The sequence below is a fragment of the Microvirga subterranea genome, from assembly GCF_003350535.1.
GTDB classification, from domain to species: Bacteria; Pseudomonadota; Alphaproteobacteria; order Rhizobiales; family Beijerinckiaceae; genus Microvirga; species Microvirga subterranea.
Map to the genome: position 1 here is coordinate 127,827 of NZ_QQBB01000006.1, position 23,914 is coordinate 151,740.

The following is a 23,914-nucleotide window of genomic DNA, read 5'->3' on the forward strand; positions in this document are numbered from 1 at the left end:
GGGACCCACATGGACCGCATTCGCATTCGGGGCGGCGCGCCTCTCAACGGCATGATCCCGATCTCGGGCGCCAAGAACGCGGCCCTGCCTCTCATGATCGCGAGCCTCCTCACGGAGGAGACCCTGGAGCTCGGCAACGTGCCGCGGCTCGCCGACATCGCGTCTCTCCTGCGGATCATGTCCAATTTCGGCGTTGACCACTCGATCGCCGGCCGCCGTCCTGGCCAGACGACGGAGACGGGCCAGACCATTCGGCTGACCTCCAGATCTATCATCGACACCTGCGCTCCCTACGAGCTCGTCTCGACCATGCGGGCGAGCTTCTGGGTCATCGCCCCACTTCTCGCCCGGTTCGGCCATGCCAAAGTCTCCATGCCGGGCGGCTGCGCCATCGGCACCCGTCCGGTCGACCTCCTGATCATGGCCCTCGCCAAGCTCGGCGCCGCCATCGAGATCGACGCCGGTTACGTGGTGGCGACAGCCCCCAAGGGCCTGAAGGGAGCCGAGATCGATTTCCCCAAGGTCACGGTTGGCGGCACCCACGTGGCCCTGATGGCCGCGACCTTGGCGGACGGCACCACCGTGATCCGCAACGCGGCCCGGGAGCCGGAGGTGACGGATCTGGCCGAATGCCTCATCAAGATGGGCGCGAAGATCCAGGGCGCCGGCACCTCCGAGATCGTGGTCGAGGGCGTCTCCCGCCTGGGCGGCGCATCCCACGACGTGCTGCCGGACCGCATCGAGACCGGAACCTACGCCATGGCGGTCGCCATGACCGGCGGCGACGTGGTCCTGGAGAACACCCGGCCCGAGCTGCTGCAGTTCGCCCTCGACGTCCTGGGCCAGTCCGGCGCCGAGGTGTCCCCGACCCATGGCGGCATCCGGGTCCGTCGGAACGGCAACGGCATCCAGGCGGTCGACGTGACCACCGATCCCTTCCCGGGCTTCCCGACTGACCTCCAGGCCCAGTTCATGGCCCTGATGACCCGGGCCGCCGGCACGTCGCGCATCCGCGAGACGATCTTCGAGAACCGCTTCATGCACGTGCAGGAGCTGGCCCGCCTGGGGGCGAAGATCCGCCTCGACGGCGACTGCGCCTATGTGGAGGGCGTGTCCAGCCTGAAGGGCGCTCCCGTCATGGCCACCGACCTGCGCGCCTCGGTGTCCCTCGTGATCGCGGGCCTCGTGGCCGAAGGCGACACCACGATCAACCGGGTCTATCACCTCGACCGCGGGTTCGAGGCCCTCGAGGCGAAGCTCGCCCGTTGCGGGGCCGAGATCGAGCGGCTCCGGGGCTGACGGCGGCGAAACATCCGTCCCGGCCTGCGGCGAGAGGTTGCGGATGCGCCTCTCGCTCTCTACCTACCTGTCAAAGCTCAGCAAAACAGGTTGGCAAGCCCCCATGGACCTCCTGAGACTCGTCGCCCTCGATCCCGAGGATCTCGCCGTCGTATCCGCGCATCTTCAGGACGCCCTGTTGCGCGTGGACGACATGATCTATCTCCCCAAGGAGCGCCGCTTCGCGCTCCAGGTGCGCCGCTTCGACTGGGAGGCGCAGTCTGACACCCCGCAGCGCCGGCTCACCTGCATGCATTTCGAGCACGTCACGGGCGTGCGCGTGCGGGGCATCGACCAGAGCAAGAAGGACGCCGTCCTTAACCTTCTCGCCATTTCCTTCGAGGAACGCGATGCGCCCTCCGGCACGGCGACCTTGATCTTTGCCGACGGCGGGGCCATCCAGGTCGACCTGGAGTGCATCGAAATGCAGATGAAAGATCTCGGCCCCGTCTGGGCCGCCGAAAGCCGTCCTTCGCACGAGGAAATGCCGGCGGAGCGCCTGTGATGGCGCAAAGGCTCGACGCGCGGGATCCGGATTTCCCGCAGGCCTTCGCCGATCTGCTCGCCGCGAAGCGTGAAGTCTCGGAAGATGTGGACCAGGCGGTCCGCGCCATCATCGAGGACGTCGTCGCCCGGGGCGACGAGGCCGTGATCGACTATACGCGCCGCTTCGATGCGCTGGACCTCACCGCCGACAGCCTGCGAGTGTCGGAAGCCGAGATCGACGCGGCCGAGCGGCAGTGCTCCAAGGAGACGCTTGAGGCCCTTGCCCTGGCGAAGGAGCGGATCGAGGTCTACCACCGGGCCCAGCGCCCGCAGGACTCCATGACGACCGACGCGGTCGGCGTGACGCTCGGATGGCGCTGGACGGCAATCGAATCCGTCGGCCTCTACGTTCCCGGCGGGCTCGCGAGCTATCCGTCCTCCGTTCTCATGAACGCTGTGCCTGCGAAGGTGGCAGGCGTTCCCCGCATCGCCATGGTGGTGCCGACGCCGCGCGGAGAGACCAATCCCCTCGTCCTGGCCGCCGCGCGCCTTGCCGGCGTGGACGAGATCTTCCGTGTCGGCGGCGCGCAGGCGGTTGCGGCGCTCGCCTACGGCACCGCCACGATCCGGCCCGTCGCGAAGATTACAGGGCCCGGCAACGCCTATGTGGCGGCCGCCAAGCGGCGCGTCTTCGGGCAAGTGGGCATCGACATGATCGCCGGGCCGTCCGAGGTGCTGATCATGGCCGACCGCCATGGAAACGCCGACTGGATTGCGGCCGATCTGTTGGCCCAGGCCGAGCACGATCCCGCGGCGCAGTCCATCCTGGTCACCGACAGCCCCGAGCTCGCCGACGCGGTGGAAAAGGCGGTCGAACGTCAGCTCACGACGCTGCCGAAGGCCGAAATCGCCGGCGCGAGTTGGCGCGATTACGGCGCCATCATCCTGGTCGAACGGCTCACCCAAGCCATTCCCCTGGTCGACCGCCTCGCGCCGGAGCATCTCGAGATCGAGACCGGGAATGCCGAGGAACTCGCCCGGCTCGTGCGCAATGCCGGCTCGATCTTTCTCGGGAGCCATACCCCCGAGGCCATCGGCGACTACGTGGGCGGCCCGAACCACGTCCTGCCGACCGCCCGGTCCGCCCGATTCTCCTCCGGACTCGGCGTGCTTGACTTCATGAAGCGAACCTCGATCCTGAAGTGCGATGCGGACGCCTTGCGGGTGCTGGGGCCTGCCGCCATCGCGCTCGGGCGCTCCGAGGGATTGGAGGCTCATGCGCGGTCGGTGGCGATCCGGCTGAACATGTGACGGGATCGGACCGGGGATGACGAGCGAAGCGAAGGAGCGATGCAGGCTGGTCGCTGTCACGCTGGACGAGGCATCCATCGGCCGAGGCAATCCCGACCAGGAGCACGAGCGCGCCATCGCGATCTACGACATCGTCGAGGCGAACTACTTCGCGCTCCCGAACTACGACGGGGGGCCCTATGCCCTCCACATCGCCCTCATCGAAAAGAAGCTCTGCTTCGACATCCGGACCCCGGACGGCACGACCATCGTCATGCATCACCTGTCGCTGACGCCGTTCCGCAAGGCGATCCGCGATTACGAGCTCATCTGCGACAGCTACTACAAGGCGATCCGCTCCGCCTCGCCGGCGCAGATCGAGGCCATCGACATGGGCCGCCGTGGCCTGCACAACGAAGCCGCGGAGCTTCTGATGAAGCGTCTCGAAGGCAAGGTCCTGCTCGACTTCGACACGGCGCGGCGCATCTTCACGCTGATCTTCGCGCTGCACTGGCGGGGCTGACGCTTGGACGAGCCCCGCCCCAGGAGAATCCAGTCGGTTCTGTTCGTCTGCGCCATGAACGCCGTGCGCTCGCCCATGGCCGAGGCCATCGCGCGGCATTATTTCGGCAAGTCGGTCTACGTGCAGTCCGCCGGCATCCGCAAAGGCAAGACCGACGGCTTCATGACGGCGGCCCTCGACGAGATCGGCATCGACGCCTCACGGCACAAGCCGCGCACGCTCCAGGAGCTCGAGGAGTGGGAGGGGCTCAATTTCGACCTCATCATCTCGCTGTCGCCTGAGGCGCACCACGCGGCGATCGAGCTGACGCGGACCATCGCGGCCGAGGTGGAGTACTGGCCGACGCCCGACGCGACGCTCGTGCAGGGCTCCCGCGAGCAGGTGCTCGACGCCTATCGCGACGTGCGCGACGGCTTGGTCTACCGCATCCGCCTGCGGCTCAAGCGCGGGTCAGACGCCAAAGGCCCGGAGGACGGAGAGCGTCCCGAGGCCGACCAGTAGGGCCACCAGATCGATCCGGGTCGCCATCATGGCGATAATCGTCGCCGCCATTGCCAGGATCGCCGGAATGCCGTTGTCGATGATGACGGGCAGGATCGTCGCCATGATAATCGAGCCCGGAAGCGCCCGGAGACCGCGCTCCATCCGCGGCGTGAGGCGCACGCGGCTCATGACCACGACGCCGGCGATGCGGCACAGGAAGGTGACGGCCGACATGCCGGCGATCGCCAATGCGGCGCCCCAGGTCGCCAGGTCGAAAGAGGGCAGGGCGTTCATTCGATCAGCATCCCGGCCGCCACGCCCGCGAGCGCGCCGGCGATGATGAAGAGGTAGCCGGGCACGAGGGCGTGCACCGCCAGGGAGACGATCCCGGCCACGAGCCAGGGCAGGGCCGGCCTTGCGCCCTTCCAGAGCGGCACGAGCATCACGCTGAAGAAGATCGGCATGACGAGATCGAGCCCGAAGCGTCTCGGCTCGGGCACGAGCGCGCCCGCGAAATAGCCGGCCAGCGTAGCGAGAAGCCAGACCCCGTAGAGAACGACTGCGGTGCCGAGCAGGACGCCCACGTCGCGCCCGCCGTTGCCGTGGTAGCGCGTGCCGAGAAGCCAGCCGGCTTCGGTTAGCAGAAAGAGGTTGAGGGCGGTTCGCGGGATCGGCTCATGCTTGAGCCACGGCTGGAGCGTCGCCCCGAGGAGGATCATGCGGGCGTTCACCACGGCCGTGACCGTCACGATGGTCAGGATCGTGGCGGGAGACCAGGCCTGCTGCCAGATCTCCAGGCCGACCATCTGGGAGGCGCCCGCATACACGAAGGCGCTCAGCCCCATGGCCTGGCCGAGGGAGAGGCCCTTCTGTGCCGCGGCGGCCCCGAAGGCGAGGGCGAACATGATGAAGCCCGGAAAGGCCGGAAGCGCGATGCGCGCGCCATGGCGAAATCCGGCGGCCGAGAAGGAAGGGAGGGGGGCGGACATGAGCCTGCGCTCTGTGCCTCCCTCCTGCGGCCCCGTCAATGGGGCTTTTGTCTGGGGCCGCCCTTAGGTCTTGGCTGCCCCGCGGCCTGCATTGCGGGCCAGGAAGTAGCCGAGGGTCACCACGAAGAGGGCACCCACGGCGGCGGCGCTGTAGAGCACCGTTCCTGCCGGCTTGATGTCGAGCGGCGGGTGGCCCGGATCGGGAAGGGTCAGGCCCGGATAGCTCGAGAGCCAGCCCAGGACCACCGGATCCGTCACGATCATCTCGGCCGCGATGTAGCCGAGCAGCGCGGCGCCGGCCCAGACGATGACGGGGAAGCGCGTGATCAGCTTCGTGATCAGGGTTGCGCCCACCATGATCAGCGGGATCGAGAGCAGCAGGCCGAAGATGAACAGCTCCGGATGGCCGCGGGAGGCGGCCGCGATGGCCACCACGTTGTCGAGGCTCATGACCGCGTCCGCGATCGCGATGGTGCGCACGGCCCGCCAGAGGCTCGTGCTGGCCTCGATGTTGCCGTGGGCGTCCTCGTCTTCGCCCTGAATGAGCTTGAGGGCGATCCAGAACAGCAGCAGGCCGCCGACGATGCGCAGGAACGGAACGCCGAGGAGCTCGGAGATCAGGAAGGCGAAGACGATCCGCAGACCGACAGCCGTCAGGGCGCCCAGGGTGATGCCGAGCTTGCGCTGATGCGCCGGGAGCGAGCGGCACGCCATGGCGATCACGACCGCGTTGTCGCCCGACAGCAGGAGGTCGATCCAGATGACCTGAAGCAGTGAAATGAGGAACGTGGTCGAAAGAATATAATCCATGGCGGCCCTGGACTGTTTTCAGGTCAACGAAAGGGAATTCGGCTTAAGTATAGATCCGTGGCCGGGATTCAACCGAAAATCGCCCCGGCTGCCGGTGAAAGATCGGCCGCGCTTGTGGACGGCTTCGGACGAAGACCGGAAAATCCGTGTTTTCCCGGTCGATAACGGGAAAACGCGGCGGGGTCGCTTGATCCTCGCGGCAGGCTTGGGCACAACTCAGGTCGAATAAGTCTTGGGCCGTGTTCAACGCGCCCGGTCGGGAGGCCGTCCATGTCCATTTCTCATGACCGCCCCGAGGCATCGGGGCGCCAGGGGCCGGTTCGCGCGCCGCAGAGCCTTGCGGGGGGAATCTTCCTCATTGCCCTCGCGGCGCTCGCCCTTTGGCTGACCCGCGATCTCTCCCGCGGCACCTTGAGCGCCATGGGTCCCGGCATGCTGCCGGACTGGCTCGCCATCGGGGTCGGCCTCTGCGGCCTCGCCCTCGTCGTCCTCTCCTTCCTCAAGGAGGGCGAAGTCCTCGAGCGCTGGAGCCTGCGGGGCCCGCTCCTGGTGATCGCGGGCATTCTCGCCTTCGCCGTGACGATCCGCCCGTTCTCTCTCGGCGGCCTGTCCATCCCCGGGCTCGGCCTGGTGGTCGCCGGCCCGCTCGCGATCATCATCGGGGGCTTCGCGAGCCCGGATGCCCGCCTGAGGGAGCTGGTCGTCCTGTCGCTGAGCCTGACCCCGTTCTGCATGTTCCTCTTCGGCGACCTGCTGAACCTGCCGATCCCGATCTTTCCGCAGGCCTTCGCCGACCTCTTCCCGGCCGGCTGGTCCCAGAAGGATGTCCTGCGGGCGACGGCCGCGGCCCTGATCGCCGCTGCGGTGGTGGTGTATTTCGCCGGCGGCCGACGTCGCGCCACGAATGAGATCGACGTTGCCGACCAAGGCGGGAGACTCTGATGGGTGACTTTCTCTCCAACCTGACGCTCGGGTTCGGCGTCGCCCTGACTCCGCTCAACCTCGGACTCGCCTTCCTGGGGTGCCTCGTCGGAACGCTCATCGGCGTGCTGCCGGGCGTGGGGCCCATTGCGACGATCGCGATGCTGCTGCCGATCACGTTCGGGCTCGATCCCACCGGCGCCCTGATCATGCTGGCGGGCATCTACTACGGGGCGCAGTACGGCGGTTCGACAACGGCCATCCTGGTCAACATCCCCGGCGAGGCGACCTCCGTCGTCACCGCCCTCGACGGCCACCAGATGGCGCGCCAGGGCCGCGCCGGCGTGGCGCTCGGCATCGCGGCCATCGGGTCCTTCTTCGCCGGTACCGTGGCGACGCTCGTCATTGCGGCGCTTGGTGCCCCGCTCACCCGGCTCGCGCTGATCTTCGGTCCGGCGGAATACTTCTCGCTCATGGTCATGGGCCTCGTCTTCGCCGTCGTGCTCGCCCGCGGGTCGATCCTCAAGGCGATTGCGATGATCCTCGTCGGCGTGCTGCTTTCGACCGTCGGCACGGATCTCGAGACGGGCGAGGAACGCATGACCTTCGGGCTGCAGTTCCTGGTGGACGGGATCGACTTCGCGGTGCTGGCCATGGGCATCTTCGGCATTGCCGAGATCCTGCGCAATCTCGACCATACGGAGCACCGGGACGTGGTGCGCCAGTCGATCGGCCGCCTTCTGCCGAACAGGGACGACTTCAAGCAGTCCTACAAGCCCGTGCTCCGCGGAACTTTCATCGGTGCGGTTCTCGGCATCCTGCCTGGCAACGGCGCCGTGCTCGGGCCCTTCGCCTCGTATACCCTGGAGAAGAAGCTCGCCAGGGACCCGCGCCGGTTCGGCCGTGGCGCCATCGAGGGTGTGGCGGGTCCGGAATCCGCTAACAACGCCGGCGCCCAGACGTCGTTCATTCCGCTTCTGACGCTCGGCATCCCGCCGAATGCCGTGATGGCCCTCATGGTCGGCGCCATGACGATCCACGGCATCGTGCCGGGCCCGCAGGTGATGACGCGCAACCCTGACCTGTTCTGGGGCATGATCGCCTCAATGTGGGTCGGCAACCTGATGCTGCTCGTCATCAACCTGCCGATGATCGGCATGTGGGTGCGGCTCCTGAAGGTGCCTTACCACCTGATGTTCCCGGCGATCCTGATGTTCTGCTGCATCGGCATCTACTCCATCAACTCGCTGCCGACCGACGTGATGTTCATCGGGCTCTTCGGGTTCGTCGGATACATGCTGATCAAGTTCGGCTTCGAGCCGGCGCCGATGCTGCTCGGCTTCGTGCTCGGCAAGCTGATGGAGGAGAACCTGAGGCGCGCGCTCATCATCTCGCGCGGGTCAATGGAGACCTTCATCGACCGCCCCGTGAGCGCCGGCCTACTCGCAGTCGCCCTCATCCTTCTCGTCCTGGCCCTGCTGCCGACGGTCCGGAAGGGCAGGGACGAGGTCTTCACCGAGTAGCTTGCCTTCGGGCGGCTGCTCCCCACAATGTAAGCCCATAACCTAATCCAGGGAGGAAATTGGATGAAGAAGCTTGCTCTCGCCCTTGCGGCGACCCTCGGTCTGGCCGCAACGGGCGCCCAGGCGCAGAACTACCCGACCCGTCCCGTGACCATGATCGTGCCCTTCGCGGCCGGCGGCCCGACCGACGTGGTGGCCCGCATCGTGGCCGACCACATGTCCCGGACGATCGGTCAACAGATCGTGATCGAGAACGTGGCGGGTGCCGGCGGCACGACGGGCATCGCCCGCGGCGCCCAGGCCCAGCCCGACGGCTACACCATCATGATGGGCCACATGGGCACCCATGGTGCGGCGCCGGCTCTCTACCCGAACCTGAAATACGATCCGGCCAAGGATTTCGCCCCGATCGGCCTCGCGGCCGGCACCCCGATCCTCATCGTCGCCAAGAAAGATTTTCCGGCCAACGACCTGAAGGGCTTCCTGGACTACATGAAGACCAACGGCGAGAAGGTGAACATGGCCCACGCCGGCGTGGGCTCGGTGTCCCACTCGACGGGCATCCTGTTCAATTCGATCATCGGCGCCAAGCCCACGATGGTCGCCTATCGCGGCACCGGCCCGGCCCTGAACGACCTGATGGCCAACACGGTCGACTACATGACGGACCAGATCGTCAACGTGGCGCCGCAGATCCAGGGCGGCAATATCAAGGCCTTCGCCATCGCTACGCCCGAGCGCTCGCCGGCTCTGCCGAACGTGCCGACCACCAAGGAGGCGGGACTGCCCGACTATCAGGTCAGCGCCTGGAACGCCGTCTTCGCCCCGAAGGGTACGCCGCCGGAGATCGTCAAGAAGCTCAACGACGCCCTCGTAAAGGCTCTGGACGACGAGAACACCAAGAAGCGCCTCCTCGACCTCGGCGGCGTGATTCCGTCAGCGCAGGAGCGGACCCCCGAGTCTCTGCAGAAGCTCGTCGAGAGTGAAGTGGCCCGCTGGACCCCCGTTCTTCAGGCGGCCGGCGCCAAGGCCGAATAAGCTTCGGCAAGCCGAAATCTCGGAACGGCGGGCCGATAGCCCGCCGTTGTCATTCGGTGGTCCGCGACCGCAAAGAAGTCTTGAAATTGCGCGAAGAGGCGATTACACCCTGCCGCGAGTGCAGCCGTAGCTCAGTTGGTTAGAGCACCAGATTGTGGATCTGGGGGTCCCCCGTTCGAGCCGGGGCGGCTGTACCATTCAAATCAAGTACTTAGGCCTCGCAGGTTCGAGGCCGTCTTCTCAGAAAATCCGGACCGTTGCGGGACAGAGGGATCGTCAAAATCCCGCTGTATGGCCGCGACCGTCAGCGTCGAGCGTTTCGCAGCCCCACCCGCCGCCGCGTCTGATCGGCCCGGGCGCCTTGCGATCCCTCGCGGCGCCACAGCCGTCATATCAGTCCTGCGAGGCCAGGCGTTTGGCCGGATCCAGGAGGATCTGCAGGGTCTCTGCATGCAGTTCGCCCGTCACTCTGAGACCGGCGTCACGCTGGTACTTCTCGATCGCCTGCCTGGTGCCCGGACCCAGGTCGCCGTCCGCCTTCAGCGGGCCGTATCCGAGCTCCGTCAGGGCTTTCTGGGCCGCGACGACGTCCTGCGGTGCCGGGCGCGGCTTGACGTCGATGAAGGCGACGGGACTCGCGCTCTTGCGAGCGGACTGGGCCTGTGGGGCTGGCTGCAGCTTCGCCTGAGCCTCAGCCAGCTCGGCCTTGGTCCTGTTGTGCTGCTCCGACAGGCGGGTGAACGCGTCGCTCGCCGACGACAGGTCTTGGCGCAGCCTCAAGGCTTCTGCGGACGAGGCGGCTTCGGCCTGCTCGCGCTGCGACTGGATCTGTTGATGCGTGTCTTGCAGGGACGCGACCTGGCTGCGCAGCTGCGCTTCGACCTCGGACGAGGTCTGGTTCGTGTGGATGAACATTCCCCAGCCCCCGAGTGCAGCCAGGGCTAAGGCGGAGACGAGGACGCGGTTGAGGTGGGGTGCCTTACGCGCGTGCGTCTGGACCATCAGATACTCCTTCAGCTTCGAACATTGAGGCCGAGGTTCGGCCGCGCTTGCCCAAAGTGAACGGAAAGGTGGTCAAAGAGTGGCCGGCCCCGAGAAAGGCGCACAATAGTCCGTGAGGCTGCGGCATCTACACCGGGAGTGTTATGCGGCGCGATCGATTGCCTTCGATGCCAGAAGTGCAAGCCCCTCAACAAAAAGGGATGCCGCATTCGTGGCATCCCTCTCGGCCTGCCGAAGAAGCCCCTCGGCAGGATGTCTCATGCGGCCTTGTGGGCGAGGCCCGGCGGCTGCGCCTTTGCGTTGTTCTCGCCGATGGTCTGCCGCAGGCGTCGGAAGGTGGCGAGCTCCTGCTCCATGCTCTCGAGGAGAGGAGCGTGGGCCGGTCCATGCTCCCTCACGATCTCGGCCAGAACGTTCAGGGCCTTCTCGAGGCGCTCCTCGGTGATCGGTTCGCGCGTGCGTCCCTGCCAGTCTTCCATCGCATGTACTCCTTACTCACGAGCCTAGAGTCTGACCCCAAGAACCTTGCTGATGGCTTAAGGCCACGTCGTTTCTTCCGGGGCGGTCCGTTCATGCATCGGGCCGTGGGACATGGCCTCCGCGGAGCCGCGCCTTAGATGTGTTTACCTTACGTTATGAAACATGGGGGCGAGATGATCGGGGCTGGAAGACGTGTGATCGGGCTGCCGTGGTACAGCCGCGACGACTACCCTGCCATTCGCAGCATGATGGTGGATGCGCATGTTCTGGCGTCGACCTACGACCAGTGGCGCATGGCGGCCGAAAACAACGAGCGTGTGGCGCAGGAAGCCGGGCTCGAGGTGATGCGCGTCATGATCGAGCCGGAGGAGTTCGCCACCTGGTGTGCGAAGCGCAATCTCGAGCCGGACAGCCGCGCGCGGTCGCAGCGCGCCCAGGAGGCGGTGCAGGAGGCGGTGCAGGAGGCGGTTCAGGAGCGGCAGCAGCCCGAATGATGCGCCTTCGGACGAGGCCTACGCTCAGCGTGGTTCCTGTGCCGGGGGCAGGGGAGAGGAGCGCCGTGGCGGGGGCTCGACCACCAGGCGGAACCGGGTCGGCGGCGAGGACCAGTCGAAGGGCAGCTGGAGCGGAACGGTGCAGGGCGTGAAGAGGCTCTGCCCCTTGTCGTTGGTCACTTCGAAGACATGGCCCGGCCGCTCCATCCGGGTGCATTCGGGCCAGCGGTCGTAGGACATCCAGTCGCTCATCGGGCTTGTGCTCCTGAAGACGAAAATCGGCGTTCAATCCTTGTATGGATCGAACTCGCCCGCGCCCGCCATAGCAACCGCAAAAGGCCTTAAGACGTGCTCGATCTCGATCGTGTTCTTGTGATGCGCGAGCACCTCGGGCAGGCGGCGATAGGCCATGGGGCTCTCGTCCACGTCGCCGCCCCGCAGCAGAACGCCACGCTCCTTGAGCCAGGCATCCATCTCGGCGCGCGTCACCCGGGGAGGGCGGATCCATTCCCCGGCCTTGTTCTTCTTGCCCTTCGCCTCCGTGCGGCCGAAGACACGGCCGGCGCCGTGAACGGTCGAGTAGAGGCTATCGGCGCTTTCAGGGTCGTCGACGCCGCGCAGAATCACGGCATTGTCTCCCATGGAACCCCCGACGAAGCCGCGCTGGCCCGGAAAGGCCGGAGTCGCACCCTTGCGGACGACCCAGTAGTCGCGGCCGCCATGGCTCTCGCGCCACACGAAGTTGTGGTGGTTGTGGACCGCGTCGGTGATGCGGCCGCCGATGATCTGGCGTACCCGCTCGACCACCCATTCGCGGCCCGCATAGGCATAGAGCCCCCCGAGTTCCACGCCTGCGATGTAGCTGCGACCTACCTCGCTGTCCTGGTGCAGGATGGCGGGCTCGACCTCCATGCCGTCCTTGGCGCCGACCAGGGGGAGGTGCTTGGTGGTGATCTTGTGGCCGAGGCCGCGGGAGCCGAAATGCACGCCGATCCAGACGAACCCGTCTTCATCCTCGAAGAGATCGATGTAGTGATTGCCGGATCCGACGGTGCCGAGCTGCTGGGAGGCCATCCTCTTCAGATCGCGCACGCCCGCCTCGTCCCAGAGCGGCGACTCGAACAGCTCATGGTCCACCGCCACGGCGTTCTTCTGCCCGATGCCGAAGCTGATGGTGCGGCTGATGTCGGACAGGATGCTGGCAGCCTGCGGCGCGATGTCGTCGTAGCGGGTGTCGAGGCGCACGGCCATGTTGCCGCACGCGATGTCGAAGCCGACCCCGCTGATGGAGATGTGCTCCTCATAGGCGATGACGCCGCCGATCGGATGGGCATAACCCAGATGCCCGTCGGCGCACAGGACGCCTTTGACGGCGCTGCCCACATGCATGCACCGGTCGAGCTGCCGGATCGTTCTCTCGTCGTGCTCACCGTAGATGCGGGTGTTCATGGGAAGGGCGCGCCTGTTCCTGACCGGTTTCTCGGGAGGTCAAACTCGCGTCCGCCGGTCTGGTTCTCACGCACTCGCCTCGATGCGGCCGCGCGCCTGTCCGGAGACCGTCAGGCCGCGCGGCGCCTGTCCCGCTCCGCCCTGGGCGTATAGACCAGCTGGCGGTGCCAGTCGCACCAGCTCGACGTCTCGGAGGTCGGGGCGCCGCAGCACACGGCGTCGCGCAACTCGTCCGAGACGATGAAGCGGCACTGCCGTGCACGCGCTTCGAGAAGAGCAATCCTGTATTGCGGAGACGGCTCCGCGATCCTGTGATGAGTCATCGATCCAAGCTCAATGTGAGGCAGCGGCACAAGGGGCCGAAAGCCACTCCGGCAGGACGGCCGGCTGCATTCGCGGGCTGCCGTCCCGATCCATGGCTTTTCCGGTCCAGCGTATCGTCGCGACCGGCTTGCTTCCCAAATGGTTGCCGGCAGGCCTCTTGACAAGGCAAAGGCGCGTAAATGCGGCAGAATTCAATGAATTTGCGACACCCCGCCGCGGCCAAGCTTTCCGAGAACTGCAACAGCGAAGCTGAAACATTCTCCGTTTCTGGAAGTAAACTTCGATCGTGTTCACATCTGAATCCGGAGATTGCCATGCAGCTCGGATCCTCATGCGGTCTGTTGCTCGCCGCCTGCCTTTCGGTCGGACCGGTCACCGGTGCTGCGGCGCAGGTCGCGCCACCTTCAGGGTCAAAGGCCTCGCCCAGCGTCGATACGGGTGCGGCCGGTACGGAGAAGTTCCCCGTCCGCGAACAATCGGAGCCCGGCGCGACCGGAGCAGTCGGCTCGCCTGCGGTCAATCCGCCCGGCAACCCGCCGGGCACGATCAAGCCGTCGCCGGATGCGGCCGTGCGGTCGGGCGCGAGCGGAAACAGCCCTTGCTTCCCGGGGCAGAGCGGTCAAAGGGCCGGTAACACCAATCCGTCCGGTGCACCCAGCCGGTGCTGACAGGTTGGTCGGGAGGGCGTTCGAAGTGCTTTCCCTACCGTTTCTGGGGCGCCACCGGGAGGCCGTGGATCTCAGAGGTGGAAGTCGCTCTTGGACAGGACCGAGATGCCGGCGACCTTCACCTGGAAGTCGGCGATGCCGTCGCCGTTCGTGTCGCCTTCCAGGAGCCCGGACGAAAACCGCAGCTGGCCTGCATGTCCGCCGAAGGCAGCCTTGCCGATGAACGTGAAGGCCTGGTTGCCGCCGACGGTCGTCTTGGCATCGATGGGCCGCAGGTCGATCTTGTCCTCGCCCCGGTGGAAATCCTTGATCACGTCGATTTCACTCCCGCGGGAATCGCCGGCGGACTTAAACACGAAGCGATCGCTTCCGCCCCGTCCCGTGAGGACATCCCGCCCGGCTTGTCCGTAGAGCACGTCGTCCCCGAACCCGCCGTCCAGCGTATCGTTGCCGCTCCGCCCGTAGAGCGTGTCGTTCCCGTCGCCGCCGCGGATCACGTTGGCGGCGTTGTTGCCGCGTAAGGAATCCGCCCAGGCGCTGCCGATGAGATTTTCGATGCTCACATAGATGTCGCCCTGCGCATCGCCCCGGTTGGCGGAGCGGCTGAGGAGATCCGCCACGACAGAAGCACCTGCCCCCGAATAGCTCGCGTAGTCGGACCCGACCCCGCCGTCGAGACGATCCGCCCCAGCTGCCCCATGAAGGATGTCGTTGCCGGCATAGCCCAGAAGCTTGTCGTTGCCTGCATCGCCGTAGAGCCGGTCCGCGGACGTCCCCCCCTTCCTGACGATACCCTGCGGGGACGGCTCCGCCACGGATGTTATGGGCGTTGTGGTGACGGAGGGAGACAGGGGAGCCGACGTGCTGCCCGACAGTTCGGAGACGGAGTAGGTCCTGTCCACGAACTGGAGCCATTCGGCATTCCAGATCACGTCTTTTCCGTCCGGCGAGCCGGAGCGCAGGTCCGTCACCTGGATCGAACCGTCCGCCAGCTTGACCACGTCGTATTGCGAGCGCTGGCCGCCGTAGAGCACGGTATCGCTTCCGGTGCCGCCATCGAGCACGTCGTCGCCCGCGCCGCCGGTCAAGCTGTCGGCTCCGGCATTGCCCTTGAGGAGGTTGGCGGCCTGGTTGCCGACGATCGCATCATTGCCGGCGCCGCCGACGGCGTTCTCGATCAGGGAGCGGAGGTCCCCCTTGTAGAGCAGGGCGTTGGCGATGTTACCGGCCGCGATCTCCGAGCCGTTGTAGTGAAGCCGGGCGAGTTGGACCGTCGACGTCACCGTCCAGCTTCCGGGCTGAAGATTGACGCTCAATCCCGTGGTGTATTGCGAGAAGTCGTACGTGTCCGTGCCGCCGCCGTCCCACAGGGTCATGAAGATGCGGTTGCCGCCCGGGGCACCTTGGCCTGCACCGTTGATGGCCATCTCGCCCGTTGTCGGGCTCCACGAATAGGTCGTGTTGCCGCTGTTGGTCGAGAAGTTGGCGCCGTACATGTGCTGGATGCCGGCGATGTCGTACATCATCAGCGACTGCGCGTAGCCCCACGCCTCGTTCGTGTAGCCCGTCGAGGTCGAGGCGCCGACATAGGAGCGATAGCTCATGATCGTGTACTCCATCGAGTCACGATTCACGGGCATGACATAGGCTTCGTGGGCATGTTCCAGCCCGAGCGCATGCCCGATCTCATGGATGAACGTGGCGGCGGCGTAGTTGCCGAGCCGCGGGTCGTCGTAGGCGCCGCTGGAGTTGTTGAACCAAGCGTCCCCGCCTGAGGCATTGGTCGAGGGGAAATAGGCCCAGGCTGTGCTCGGCTTGTCCGACATGCCGAAGCGCAGGTCCGCATGCTGGGCCGAGGTCTCGGCGATCTCGGTGAAGCCGAGATTGGCGACCGAGGCATACATCTTCAGGGCCGCCCGTGCCATCGCCTGCTGCGTCGGATTGAGCGCTTCGAACCCGCTCGTCGGCTCGCCTCCGCCATAGCCGCTGCCGTAATAGGAAGGGCTCGTCGGAAAGCTGTAGGTGAAACTGGCGACCGCCCACTTGGTATCGCCGAGCACGCCGTCGATATAGGCGTCGCCTGTCGGGTTATAAGTCACAACAGCAGGCATAGGATCTGTCCAGTGTGTTGCTTGGTCGAACTAACAGGCAAGCAAATCCGTCCCGATTCGGATGAGAACCGGATATTCAGCTCTGCTGTGTTGAGATCGGCGGATCAGATGACGTATATACTGTTACAGTAAAACATGCTTCAGCATATATTCTCAGTGTGGGGCGGGCGCGGTGTAGAATTCATTAACAAAGACACCTAGAATCACGTCGCTATACTTGTATTACGTTGGGTCAGGATCGCGTTCTGACAAAAGGTCGCAAAGGAAGAAAAGTTCTGGGTCCTGCCGCTAAGGCTATTGCTCCTTGCCCGACGAATGCTTTCCGGGTGACGCATTCGTCAGGCGAGGATGAGATCTCAACCTTGTCTCATGCTGTCGCCTTGGCGGGCGTTGCAATGGGGTCCCAGGTGGCGATGAGGCCGGGAATCTTGGTTCTGGGGATCGCGCGCCCGAACAGATGGCCTTGGCCAAGGTCGCAGCCCTGCGCACGCAGATAGGCCGCCTGGATCTCCGTCTCGATCCCTTCCGCAACGGTCGTGAGCCCGAGGGCGCGGCCGAGATTGAGGACGGCTTGAAGGATGGCCGTGTCGTCCGGATCGTCGGCCAGGTCCTGGACGAACGAGCGGTCGATCTTGATGACGTCGACCGGAAACTGCTTCAGGTGGGAAAGGGACGCATAGCCCGTTCCGAAATCATCGAGCGAGATCCTCACGCCCTCAAGGCTCAAGGTGCGGAGGGCGCGTTCCACGTGTTCGGCTCCGCGGCCGAGAAACACGGTTTCGGTGACCTCGAGTTCGAGATGGTGGGTCGGGATGCCGGCCGTCCGCAGCCGCTCGAGGATTCCCTCGGCGAAGTTGTTGCCGCGGAACTCGGCGGCCGATGCGTTGATCGCCACGTGGCCGACCCGGTGACCGGCGTCCAGCCATCGGCGCAGGTCGTCGAAGACAAGCTCGTGCATCTGCTGGCCGATCGCGACCGCGAGCTGCGGGTCGTCGAATGCGGCCTTGATCGTGGCCGGCGTCTCGATCCGCCCCTCCGGATTGCGCCACCGCAGAAGCGCCTCGAACCCGGCAAGCTCGCCCGAATCCATATGCACCTTGGGCTGGTAGAACGGTTCGATGCGCCGTTCCTTGATGGCCCCCCGCGCGTTGCTGCGCATCTGAACCCGCCGCTCGGCGCCCGCGCGCATCGACGGCCGGAACACCATCATCCTGCCGCGACCTGCAGCCTTGGCCGTGTAGAGCGCCACGTCCGCCTGCTTGTGAAGGTCCGTGGCCTCCTTCGCGTGATCGGGCCAGATGCTCGCGCCGATGCTGGCGCGGCAGTCGATCGCACGTCCCGCATAGGAGAAGGGCTCCTGAAGCTGCTCGAGGACGGGCCTGATGATCGTCCAGAGCTCCTGCTCGGATTCGATGTCCGGCAGGATGATGGCGAATTCGTCGCCGCCGTTGCGCGCGACCATGTCGGTGCTGCGCAATGCCGTCGTGAGCCGTCGGGCGGTCACCTGCAGGAGGGCGTCTCCCGCGTCATGGCCGAGGCTGTCGTTAATCTCCTTCAGATGGTCTACGTCTAGGAGCAGCAGCCCGACCTTCCGGCCCGCTTCGCCCGACCGTCTGAGTGCGTGTTCCAGCCTCTCCTGGAAGAGAACACGGTTCGGCGCGCCGGTGAGGGAGTCGTGATGCGCCACCCAGCGCAGCCGCTCTTCCGTCTGCCTCTGCTGCGTGATGTCGCTGATGAAGCCCTCGAGAAAGGACGGCGCTCCGGCGGCGTCGTAGATGCACTGGCCGCGCTCCATCACCCAGCGCGTTTCGCCCGAGCGCGTGATGATGCGATAGATCTCCGAGAACGGGCGCCGCTCCTCGACGGCGTCCCGGGTCGACCGGTCGAGCTGATCGAGATCGTCCGGGTGCACGATGTCGGCCCAGCCGAACTTGTTCTCCATGAACTCCGCGGCCGTGTAGCCCGTCAGAGCCTCGGCCCCCTCGCTCATGAAGCTGAAGGGCCAGGGTGCCGTGAGCGCGCATCTGTAGACGAGACCCGGCAGGTTATCGATCAGGGTTGCAAGCTGGCGCCGGCTCTCGCGCAGCTCCAGTTCGGCCGCACGGTGCTCGGTCATGTCTCGGGAGACGCCGATGACGCCGATGATGTCGCCATCCTGCCGCCACGGCACTTTCACCATCTGAAAGGTGCGGATCTCGCCGTCGACGGAGATCTGCTCATCGACCGTAGAGACAGCGCCGGTCGCAATGACGTGTTGATCGGCCGCATGAAACTCCTCGGCGGCATCCTGCGGAAAATGATCGTGGACACGCATTCCCTCCAGGGAACCGTAGATTTCCTTCAGCCGCCGGTTGGTGAGGACGAAGCGTCCTTCCCCGTCCTTGACGAAGACGAGATCCTGCACGCTGTCGATGGCGACCTGGAACAGGTTTCGACCCTCACGGACCTCGTTTTCAGCGGCCTTGCGGTCGTCGATGTCCTCGGCCACGGCGATCATCGAAATCACCTTGCCGGCTTCGTCCCGGACAAAGGAGACGTTCACGGCGACCCAGACCACCGATCCGTCCGGACGCATGAAGCGCTTCTCGATCTGGAACGGCTCGCCGGTCCGAATGTGCTTCTCCAGCAGGGGGGAGTTCCAGGCCGCGTCCTCGGGATGCGTCTCGGCCAGAAAGGGAAGCCGCGCGATCTCGTCCTTCGAGCGGCCGACAAGCTCGCACCAGCGCTGGTTGACCATCAGCACCCGGCCGTCGAGGCCGCGATGGATGATGCCCACCATCGTCTGTCCGAAGACGGTTGCGAGCTGCCGCTCCTGCTCGCGCAGGGCATCGGCCGCCGCGATGCGCTCGTTGATGTTGCGGAAGAACACGGACAGGCCACTGTCGACCGGCACGGCATGCACCTCGAACCAGCTCGCCAGCGGGGCATAATAGGCCTCGAAGCGTTGCGTCGTGCGCTCGCTCATCGCGCGCCGGTAATGGTCTTCGAAGGTCGAACCGGCGAGATCAGGCAGGGCGTCCCAGAGGCTCGCACCGATCAGTGCCGCTCCAGCCTTGAGTTCGCTGATGGCGCGTGTGTTCAGGAAGGCGAGCCGCCACTGACGATCGAGGACGAAGACGCAGTCCGTCGTTCCCTCCATGAATGTCTTCAGATCGTGGGAGAGGTGATGCGGCGGCCGCTTCTGATCGCCGAGGGGGCTCTGCCGCGCCGGCACGGCGGCCGCGACGCGGCTCGTGAGCGCAGGCGTCCGGCTCTGGAGCCGGGGCTCGGCCGGAGCAGGTTGCTTGTGTGACCGCCGGAGCTGCCTAGCCCGCCAGGCACGGCCGGAAGAAGTCGCCATTGTTCTCATCGATGCCGCCGCAGATCACGCTAAATCGGCTCGAAGTCAGGCTTGTTGCTCATCATCTTCGCCGGAAGGTAAATACAAAACTCAGTCGAATTCGATATTCCTCTAAGGAAGATATAATTCAATTTGCGGTCGGGGCTGGCAATCTCCAAAGAGCCGCAAATTACTTCAAACAATAAATATGGTAACCGAGCCGGGGGCTGCCGGACTGATCGATGAATCGAGCGGCCTCGACGGCAGGCCGCATCGTGACCCTGTAGCCGTCGATAGGCCTGAGTCAGGAAGGGGCCGGCAGGCCCCTCAGGTCGGATCAGGGCATTACGACTGCGAGGTAGGGAGCCGTCGGCTTCTCGCTGGCGCCGGTGATCGCCGGCACCTGGTTCTTCACCGGTTTCAGGCTGCGCAGATACCCCGCGAGTGCCTTGGCGTCGGCGTCCGTGAGCTTGCTGTAGGATTGGTAGGGCATGACCGGAGCGAGCTGTCGGCCGTCCGGCCGGACCCCGTTGCGGACCGCCCTGATGATGTCGGCCTCGCTCCATTGTCCCAGTCCCGTCTCGGGATCAGGGGTCAGGTTCGGCGGATAGAAGATGCCGAGGCCTGGAATCTGGAAGCCGACCTCGGAACCGCCCAGGAAGCGCTCCATGTCGGGCTTGCCGAGGAAAATGCCCGGCGTGTGGCAGCCGCCGCAATCCATGATCGACACCAGGTACTCGCCGCGCTTGGCGGCCTCCTGCCCCCAAGCTGCACAGGTGCCAGTGAGCGCCGCAACAGCGGCGGCCAAACCGAACAGCATCTGCCTCATCGACCTCTCCGAATTGCGATGAGTTGGAGCATAGGGACGGTCCTCGGCCTGCGCCAGGAGCTAAGCCGTATTAGCATTCGGCCGGCATCCTACTTCCTTGGGGGCAGGGATGGCGGCCGGTCAGAACGAAAAAGGGCTCCGGCCGTGCGAGCAGCCGGAGCCCAAAGAGCAATCAGAGGGCGTTAGCGGTTGGAATCGTCCTTGCCGTTCGGGCTGCCGTCCCCGCCGCCATTGCCGAAGCCGTTGTTGCCATGGCTGCCGTGGTCGCCGCGGTCGCCGCGGTCGCCCTTGTCGCCACCATGGCCGTTGCCTTGGGAGCCGCGATCGCCCGCATCGCTGCGGCCTCGTGAGCCGCCGCCGAAGTCGCCGCCGTTCGGGCTCTCCCCGGCATTGCCGACGCCTTTGTCATTGCCCGGATTGCCGCTGCCCGAGGACGGATTGGAGCCGCCGCCAATGCTGCCCGTGCCGCTTCCCGGCTGATCTCCGACGGTCCCGGAGCCCCCGGTGGATCCGCCGGCAGTGCCGCCGCTCGAGACACCTCCGCTCATCCCGCCTGCGACGCCGCCAGCGGCTCCGCCGGCACTTCCGGAGGTGTTGCCCGCGACCGCTCCGCCGGCCGATGCGGTTCCGCTCCCCGTGCCGGTCACGCTGCCGCCGGCCGTGGCGCCTGCTCCGCTCGAGAGGGTGCCGCCGAGGCCGCTCGGCGACGTATTGCTTCTGCCGCTGCGGGTCGCGGTGCCGGTCGCACGATTGGTGAGCCCTTCATTGCTCACGCCGAGGGTACCGAAAGCCGGGACTGCGGAGCTGCCCGAACCTAGGATGCCCTGCGGCGCCGTGGTGGCGCGTCCGATCGAGCCGGTGACGGAAATGTCGCGGTCGTTCCGGCGCTGCGCCAGCGGGGCGACGGCGCAACGGCACACCTCCTGGCCCCTGACGATCGCCAGGCGACAGCGATGATACTGAGAAGTATCCGCGACGGCTGGAGTACACTGCTGTCCCGACCGGAAAGACTGGGCATAGGCCAAAGAAGGAGTGGCTGCAGCAGCGATCAATGCTGCCGCAATGGCATGCGAATACTTCATGATGTGCCTCAAAAACTACTGTTACTGCATCGTACCAATGTTCGATGCCTGCGTGAGGCAGAAATTCTCAGCGCTTACCTTTGGTTCCGGAAATACCCATCCGAACGAGGGATAAATTTTCTAACCCTGAAGAGGTATGGAATGGAACCAAATATAAATTTATCGCAATGAAGCCGCTCGGAAGAATAGATGTATTCATGTAATCTATACTGGCAAACAGTTTGAATTGCTAAGCTGACAAGTTGTTGCAAAATACAAAAAGGCCGGACGAGCGCATCCGGCCTTCTGTGGTATATTCAGTAGTTGATACGGCTAGGGTCTCAATTAAACTTGTAGTTTAATCCTGCCCGGAGCACGCCGAATTCGGTGTCGCGACGGTCCGTGTAGCGGGCTCCCCCGGCATAGTTGCCGCTCGTGTCGAGGTTGACGTAGAGACCCTCGACCTTTGCCGAGATGTTGTTGGTCACGCCGTACTCGACGCCGCCGCCGAGCGTCCAGCCGCCGTTGGTGCTGTTGTCGCGGTGGTAGCCCAGCACCGGATCGTAGCCGACGTTCCCGCCGACGTCGCCATAGGCGAAGCCGCCGGTACCGAAGATCAGGGCGCGGTCGAACGCGACGCCCATGCGGGCCCGGATCGTGCCGAAGAAGCCGTCCGAATTGCCGGGGAAGTGGGTATTGCCGTACGAGGCGCCCTTGTTGCCGACGGCGGCGTATTGAAGGTCCGTCTCGGCGCCGAGGACGAACATGCCGAACTGGTAATTATAGCCGGCCTGGGCGCCGCCGACGAAGCCGCCGGTCTTGCTGCTGCCGACATAGCCGAAGGCCGGATCGTAGTAGCGGCTCGTGCCGGTGTTCCAGCCGTAGCCGAGATTGGCGCCGACATAGAAGCCGGTCCAGGTGAAGGTCGGCATAGCCTCATAGGCCGGGGCCGGGCTGTAGCGGGACGGAAGGTCCGCAGCCTGGGCGGAGGTCGTGACGAGAGCGAATGCTGCAAGTCCGGCAAGCAATCCAAGACGAATGGTACGCATGACAGTTTTCCGTGTTGGGACTCAGGAGCACGAGGCTTCGGGCGCCTATCTCCCGATATGTAAGAAGCATTCGGACCGAAATGCAACGTAGTAGCGTTATATATCTATACTTATGCTTGATGATGTATGAACGTTTACCATTCCTAAAGATTTGCCGTTGCGGCACGATTGACGGAGAGGCCGGCGTCATGTGCAGATTGCGACCGGAAGGTCCGACTTCCAGCCACACGCAAGAGACAACTTGAGCCCTGTCGTTTCGGCAGGGCTCCTTCGTTTCGGCCGGTATCGCGGCCGAAACGAAGGAGCCTCAGCTGTCCCTGACCTGAAGCGCAAGGCGCTGCGCATTCCTCGCTATGACGTCCACATCGACGCTCATGGGGAGGCGGCCCGGGTCGAGCTCATCGATGGAGAACCAGCGCGCCTCGAGGGCATCGTCGCCGGACACGGGCTCGCCGGAGAGCCACCGGCAATGCACCGCGATCAGGATGTAGTGGTGTCGCAGGACGCCCTCGTCCGACCTGTCGAGAATGTCGAGGGTGGTGATGACGTCGAGCGCCTCGCCTTGAATCGACGTCTCTTCGGCAAGCTCGCGCAGGACGGCTTCCGTCACGGTCTCCCCGCGCTCGATCCGGCCTCCGGGAAAGCCCCACAGGCCGGCATCGGGCGGATTGGCGCGCCGGACGAGCAGCGTCCGGCCCTCGCGCACGACCACAGCGATGACGGCAGGAACGGGAATGGAAAAGGCTTGGCCAGTCATGGCCAAGCCTTATCGCAAGAAGCCGGTTTTCGACAGGCGCGATCAGCGGTCCTGACGGTGCAGGGCCGTTTGGAACGGCTCGAAGCTCTTGTGGAACCAGGACGCCGTCGTCGTGGCAATGTCGGTCCATTGGGCCGAAGCCGTCTCGTAGGCCTTCCGGGCTCCGTTCGTCTGAACCCGGATCGCTTCGGAGAGGTGAGGGGCCTTGAGGGAGCTTTCCCACACCTCGATGGCTGCATCGCTCTGGGCCTGCAGCGCCTCGATGATCTTGTCGTGGACTTCGAGAGCGCCGCGGGCCGTGGCGTTCACGGCCTCGCTCATCACCTTGCGGAGTGCGTCGGTGCGCACCCGCTGCAGCGCCTGCGGAGCCTCGGCCGCCGGAGCCTCCGGCTGGAGGACCGGCTGCGGAGCGAACTCCGTCATCGCCAGCTGCTCGGTCGCGGTTTCGGTCTTGGCTGCCGGAGCGGATTTCCGCGCGCCCTTGGCGCTCGCCCCGGTTACTCGTGCACGCGCCTTCTTAGCTTCGGCCATGCCGGGCCTCCTTAGGAAGGTTTCGGATCGGGCTTACTTCTTCGAGCCGGGCTGCTTCATGGCGGACTGCGCCAGGGAGCCGAGCTCCTTCATCTGGGCCTGCATGGCCTCGAACTGGGAGCGCACGTATTCGGCCTGGTACTGCATGGCCTCCTGCACGTCCTTCGCGCGCACCATCTTCTGGGCGAGGTCGAAAGCCGCCGCGATGTTCTGCTCCGCATAGGTGAAGGTCTTGCGAGTGGCATCCTTGGCGCTGCTCTGGACCGTGTTTGCCGAGCCTTCAAGAGTGTCCACCGTCTTCTGGGCAGCGCCCATGAAACCGTCGATCGCCTTGCGGGCCTGCTCGACGCTCTTCTCCGCGAAATCGCGCATTTCGGCCGGAATCTCGTAGCTCGGGGTCTGATTCGTCGCCATTGATCACTCCTGTTTGGATCCTTGT

Annotated in this window: 26 protein-coding genes, 1 tRNA gene and 1 pseudogene; 12 read left to right on the plus strand and 16 right to left on the minus strand. The window is 65.4% G+C overall.

Annotated elements, in window-relative coordinates; translation table 11 throughout:
* Positions 1-9: 9 nt before the first annotated feature.
* The 5 genes from murA to DES45_RS16095 all read left to right on the plus strand — a co-directional run bounded on the left by murA (position 10) and on the right by DES45_RS16095 (position 4,138).
* A complete protein-coding gene (gene murA / locus DES45_RS16075; RefSeq protein WP_114771040.1) occupies positions 10-1,299 on the plus strand; it encodes a UDP-N-acetylglucosamine 1-carboxyvinyltransferase in 1,290 nt (429 codons plus the stop codon).
* 103 nt (positions 1,300-1,402) lie between these two features.
* Positions 1,403-1,843 (plus strand): DUF2948 family protein, encoded by a 441-nt coding sequence (locus DES45_RS16080; protein WP_114771041.1) that lies wholly within the window; start codon positions 1,403-1,405, stop codon positions 1,841-1,843.
* Positions 1,843-3,135 carry a histidinol dehydrogenase gene (gene hisD, locus DES45_RS16085; protein ID WP_114771042.1) on the plus strand — a complete coding sequence of 431 codons (1,293 nt, stop codon included), beginning with the start codon at positions 1,843-1,845 and terminating at the stop codon, positions 3,133-3,135. Before DES45_RS16080 ends, hisD begins: the two co-directional genes overlap by 1 nt.
* A gap of 16 nt (positions 3,136-3,151) precedes the next feature.
* The gene (locus DES45_RS16090; protein WP_114771043.1) at positions 3,152-3,637 is read left to right on the plus strand and encodes a UPF0262 family protein; all 486 of its coding nucleotides are present in this window, start codon (positions 3,152-3,154) and stop codon (positions 3,635-3,637) included.
* Between the two features lie 3 nt (positions 3,638-3,640).
* On the plus strand, positions 3,641-4,138 hold the full coding sequence (locus tag DES45_RS16095) for an arsenate-mycothiol transferase ArsC (protein WP_210272152.1): 498 nt from the start codon (positions 3,641-3,643) through the stop codon (positions 4,136-4,138).
* Here the strand turns inward: DES45_RS16095 and DES45_RS16100 are convergent.
* The 3 genes from DES45_RS16100 to DES45_RS16110 all read right to left on the minus strand — a co-directional run bounded on the left by DES45_RS16100 (position 4,088) and on the right by DES45_RS16110 (position 5,919).
* On the minus strand, positions 4,088-4,414 hold the full coding sequence (locus tag DES45_RS16100) for an AzlD family protein (RefSeq protein ID WP_114771044.1): 327 nt from the start codon (positions 4,412-4,414) through the stop codon (positions 4,088-4,090). The genes DES45_RS16095 and DES45_RS16100 overlap by 51 nt on opposite strands.
* Positions 4,411-5,109 (minus strand): AzlC family ABC transporter permease, encoded by a 699-nt coding sequence (locus DES45_RS16105; protein ID WP_114771045.1) that lies wholly within the window; start codon positions 5,107-5,109, stop codon positions 4,411-4,413. Before DES45_RS16105 ends, DES45_RS16100 begins: the two co-directional genes overlap by 4 nt.
* 63 nt (positions 5,110-5,172) lie before the next feature.
* A complete protein-coding gene (locus DES45_RS16110) occupies positions 5,173-5,919 on the minus strand; it encodes a TerC family protein (RefSeq protein WP_114771046.1) in 747 nt (248 codons plus the stop codon).
* Here DES45_RS16110 and DES45_RS24795 point away from each other — a divergent pair.
* The 5 genes from DES45_RS24795 to DES45_RS16130 all read left to right on the plus strand — a co-directional run bounded on the left by DES45_RS24795 (position 5,918) and on the right by DES45_RS16130 (position 9,598).
* On the plus strand, positions 5,918-6,148 hold the full coding sequence (locus DES45_RS24795; RefSeq protein ID WP_147282424.1) for a hypothetical protein: 231 nt from the start codon (positions 5,918-5,920) through the stop codon (positions 6,146-6,148). The two genes, DES45_RS16110 and DES45_RS24795, sit on opposite strands and share 2 nt — an antisense overlap.
* Before the next feature lie 41 nt (positions 6,149-6,189).
* Entirely contained in the window at positions 6,190-6,861 is a 672-nt protein-coding gene (locus tag DES45_RS16115) for a tripartite tricarboxylate transporter TctB family protein (protein ID WP_114771047.1), read from the plus strand.
* On the plus strand, positions 6,861-8,363 hold the full coding sequence (locus DES45_RS16120; RefSeq protein WP_114771048.1) for a tripartite tricarboxylate transporter permease: 1,503 nt from the start codon (positions 6,861-6,863) through the stop codon (positions 8,361-8,363). Before DES45_RS16115 ends, DES45_RS16120 begins: the two co-directional genes overlap by 1 nt.
* Positions 8,364-8,426: 63 nt before the next feature.
* On the plus strand, positions 8,427-9,401 hold the full coding sequence (locus DES45_RS16125) for a tripartite tricarboxylate transporter substrate-binding protein (RefSeq protein ID WP_114771049.1): 975 nt from the start codon (positions 8,427-8,429) through the stop codon (positions 9,399-9,401).
* A 120-nt stretch (positions 9,402-9,521) separates the two neighbouring features.
* Positions 9,522-9,598, plus strand: a tRNA-His gene (locus DES45_RS16130).
* A gap of 196 nt (positions 9,599-9,794) precedes the next feature.
* Here DES45_RS16130 and DES45_RS16135 read toward each other — a convergent pair.
* Together DES45_RS16135 and DES45_RS16140 are read right to left on the minus strand one after the other, a co-directional pair.
* Positions 9,795-10,403 (minus strand): peptidoglycan-binding domain-containing protein, encoded by a 609-nt coding sequence (locus DES45_RS16135; protein ID WP_114771050.1) that lies wholly within the window; start codon positions 10,401-10,403, stop codon positions 9,795-9,797.
* 257 nt (positions 10,404-10,660) lie between these two features.
* Positions 10,661-10,882, minus strand: a complete 222-nt coding sequence (locus DES45_RS16140; protein ID WP_114771051.1) for a hypothetical protein — start codon at positions 10,880-10,882, stop codon at positions 10,661-10,663.
* A 174-nt stretch (positions 10,883-11,056) separates the two neighbouring features.
* Here DES45_RS16140 and DES45_RS16145 point away from each other — a divergent pair, with 174 nt between their 5' ends.
* Positions 11,057-11,377, plus strand: a complete 321-nt coding sequence (locus DES45_RS16145) for a hypothetical protein (protein WP_114771052.1) — start codon at positions 11,057-11,059, stop codon at positions 11,375-11,377.
* Between the two features lie 24 nt (positions 11,378-11,401).
* On the opposite strand, the gene DES45_RS16150 is transcribed toward DES45_RS16145, so the two are convergent.
* The 3 genes from DES45_RS16150 to DES45_RS16160 form a co-directional block, all read right to left on the minus strand.
* Positions 11,402-11,629 (minus strand): hypothetical protein, encoded by a 228-nt coding sequence (locus DES45_RS16150; protein WP_114771053.1) that lies wholly within the window; start codon positions 11,627-11,629, stop codon positions 11,402-11,404.
* 33 nt (positions 11,630-11,662) lie between these two features.
* A complete protein-coding gene (locus tag DES45_RS16155) occupies positions 11,663-12,826 on the minus strand; it encodes an RtcB family protein (protein ID WP_114771054.1) in 1,164 nt (387 codons plus the stop codon).
* A 110-nt stretch (positions 12,827-12,936) separates the two neighbouring features.
* Entirely contained in the window at positions 12,937-13,149 is a 213-nt protein-coding gene (locus DES45_RS16160; protein ID WP_114771055.1) for a GcrA family cell cycle regulator, read from the minus strand.
* A gap of 315 nt (positions 13,150-13,464) precedes the next feature.
* On the opposite strand from DES45_RS16160, the gene DES45_RS24800 reads away from it, so the two are divergent.
* Entirely contained in the window at positions 13,465-13,818 is a 354-nt protein-coding gene (locus DES45_RS24800; RefSeq protein WP_147282425.1) for a hypothetical protein, read from the plus strand.
* A 71-nt stretch (positions 13,819-13,889) separates the two neighbouring features.
* On the opposite strand, the gene DES45_RS26105 is transcribed toward DES45_RS24800, so the two are convergent.
* The 8 genes and pseudogenes from DES45_RS26105 to DES45_RS16200 form a co-directional block, all read right to left on the minus strand.
* Positions 13,890-15,929, minus strand: a complete 2,040-nt coding sequence (locus tag DES45_RS26105; protein ID WP_114771056.1) for a M10 family metallopeptidase — start codon at positions 15,927-15,929, stop codon at positions 13,890-13,892.
* A gap of 367 nt (positions 15,930-16,296) precedes the next feature.
* Entirely contained in the window at positions 16,297-19,269 is a 2,973-nt protein-coding gene (locus DES45_RS16170; RefSeq protein ID WP_170151529.1) for an EAL domain-containing protein, read from the minus strand.
* Positions 19,270-19,585: 316 nt separating this feature from the next.
* On the minus strand, positions 19,586-20,077 hold the full coding sequence (locus DES45_RS16175; protein WP_114771058.1) for a c-type cytochrome: 492 nt from the start codon (positions 20,075-20,077) through the stop codon (positions 19,586-19,588).
* Positions 20,078-20,259: 182 nt separating this feature from the next.
* Positions 20,260-20,997 carry a hypothetical protein gene (locus DES45_RS16180; RefSeq protein WP_114771059.1) on the minus strand — a complete coding sequence of 246 codons (738 nt, stop codon included), beginning with the start codon at positions 20,995-20,997 and terminating at the stop codon, positions 20,260-20,262.
* 482 nt (positions 20,998-21,479) lie between these two features.
* Positions 21,480-22,187, minus strand: coding sequence for an outer membrane protein (locus tag DES45_RS16185; RefSeq protein WP_114771060.1), 708 nt, complete (start codon positions 22,185-22,187; stop codon positions 21,480-21,482).
* A gap of 307 nt (positions 22,188-22,494) precedes the next feature.
* Positions 22,495-22,944 carry an NUDIX hydrolase gene (locus DES45_RS16190; protein ID WP_114771061.1) on the minus strand — a complete coding sequence of 150 codons (450 nt, stop codon included), beginning with the start codon at positions 22,942-22,944 and terminating at the stop codon, positions 22,495-22,497.
* A 42-nt stretch (positions 22,945-22,986) separates the two neighbouring features.
* A complete protein-coding gene (locus tag DES45_RS26225; RefSeq protein WP_114771062.1) occupies positions 22,987-23,475 on the minus strand; it encodes a phasin family protein in 489 nt (162 codons plus the stop codon).
* A 51-nt stretch (positions 23,476-23,526) separates the two neighbouring features.
* Positions 23,527-23,889, minus strand: a pseudogene (locus DES45_RS16200) (phasin); the annotation flags it as partial.
* Positions 23,890-23,914 lie beyond the last annotated feature (25 nt).

Excerpts from the sequence above, each read along its gene's own strand:
- DES45_RS16125 (WP_114771049.1), top strand. The coding sequence starts at position 8,427 with ATGAAGAAGCTTGCTCTCGCCCTTGCGGCGACCCTCGGTCTGGCCGCA.
- DES45_RS16090 (WP_114771043.1), top strand. The coding sequence starts at position 3,152 with ATGACGAGCGAAGCGAAGGAGCGATGCAGGCTGGTCGCTGTCACGCTG.
- DES45_RS16140 (WP_114771051.1), bottom strand. The coding sequence starts at position 10,882 with ATGGAAGACTGGCAGGGACGCACGCGCGAACCGATCACCGAGGAGCGC.
- DES45_RS26225 (WP_114771062.1), bottom strand. The coding sequence starts at position 23,475 with ATGGCCGAAGCTAAGAAGGCGCGTGCACGAGTAACCGGGGCGAGCGCC.
- DES45_RS16120 (WP_114771048.1), top strand. The coding sequence starts at position 6,861 with ATGGGTGACTTTCTCTCCAACCTGACGCTCGGGTTCGGCGTCGCCCTG.
- DES45_RS16185 (WP_114771060.1), bottom strand. The coding sequence starts at position 22,187 with ATGCGTACCATTCGTCTTGGATTGCTTGCCGGACTTGCAGCATTCGCT.
- DES45_RS24800 (WP_147282425.1), top strand. The coding sequence starts at position 13,465 with ATGCAGCTCGGATCCTCATGCGGTCTGTTGCTCGCCGCCTGCCTTTCG.
- DES45_RS16100 (WP_114771044.1), bottom strand. The coding sequence starts at position 4,414 with ATGAACGCCCTGCCCTCTTTCGACCTGGCGACCTGGGGCGCCGCATTG.
- DES45_RS16105 (WP_114771045.1), bottom strand. The coding sequence starts at position 5,109 with ATGTCCGCCCCCCTCCCTTCCTTCTCGGCCGCCGGATTTCGCCATGGC.
- DES45_RS16155 (WP_114771054.1), bottom strand. The coding sequence starts at position 12,826 with ATGAACACCCGCATCTACGGTGAGCACGACGAGAGAACGATCCGGCAG.
- hisD (WP_114771042.1), top strand. The coding sequence starts at position 1,843 with ATGGCGCAAAGGCTCGACGCGCGGGATCCGGATTTCCCGCAGGCCTTC.
- DES45_RS16170 (WP_170151529.1), bottom strand. The coding sequence starts at position 19,269 with ATGGCGACTTCTTCCGGCCGTGCCTGGCGGGCTAGGCAGCTCCGGCGG.
- DES45_RS16175 (WP_114771058.1), bottom strand. The coding sequence starts at position 20,077 with ATGAGGCAGATGCTGTTCGGTTTGGCCGCCGCTGTTGCGGCGCTCACT.
- DES45_RS16135 (WP_114771050.1), bottom strand. The coding sequence starts at position 10,403 with ATGGTCCAGACGCACGCGCGTAAGGCACCCCACCTCAACCGCGTCCTC.
- DES45_RS16145 (WP_114771052.1), top strand. The coding sequence starts at position 11,057 with ATGATCGGGGCTGGAAGACGTGTGATCGGGCTGCCGTGGTACAGCCGC.
- DES45_RS16160 (WP_114771055.1), bottom strand. The coding sequence starts at position 13,149 with ATGACTCATCACAGGATCGCGGAGCCGTCTCCGCAATACAGGATTGCT.
- DES45_RS24795 (WP_147282424.1), top strand. The coding sequence starts at position 5,918 with ATGGCGGCCCTGGACTGTTTTCAGGTCAACGAAAGGGAATTCGGCTTA.
- DES45_RS16115 (WP_114771047.1), top strand. The coding sequence starts at position 6,190 with ATGTCCATTTCTCATGACCGCCCCGAGGCATCGGGGCGCCAGGGGCCG.
- DES45_RS16190 (WP_114771061.1), bottom strand. The coding sequence starts at position 22,944 with ATGACTGGCCAAGCCTTTTCCATTCCCGTTCCTGCCGTCATCGCTGTG.
- DES45_RS16110 (WP_114771046.1), bottom strand. The coding sequence starts at position 5,919 with ATGGATTATATTCTTTCGACCACGTTCCTCATTTCACTGCTTCAGGTC.
- DES45_RS16150 (WP_114771053.1), bottom strand. The coding sequence starts at position 11,629 with ATGAGCGACTGGATGTCCTACGACCGCTGGCCCGAATGCACCCGGATG.
- DES45_RS16080 (WP_114771041.1), top strand. The coding sequence starts at position 1,403 with ATGGACCTCCTGAGACTCGTCGCCCTCGATCCCGAGGATCTCGCCGTC.
- DES45_RS26105 (WP_114771056.1), bottom strand. The coding sequence starts at position 15,929 with ATGCCTGCTGTTGTGACTTATAACCCGACAGGCGACGCCTATATCGAC.
- murA (WP_114771040.1), top strand. The coding sequence starts at position 10 with ATGGACCGCATTCGCATTCGGGGCGGCGCGCCTCTCAACGGCATGATC.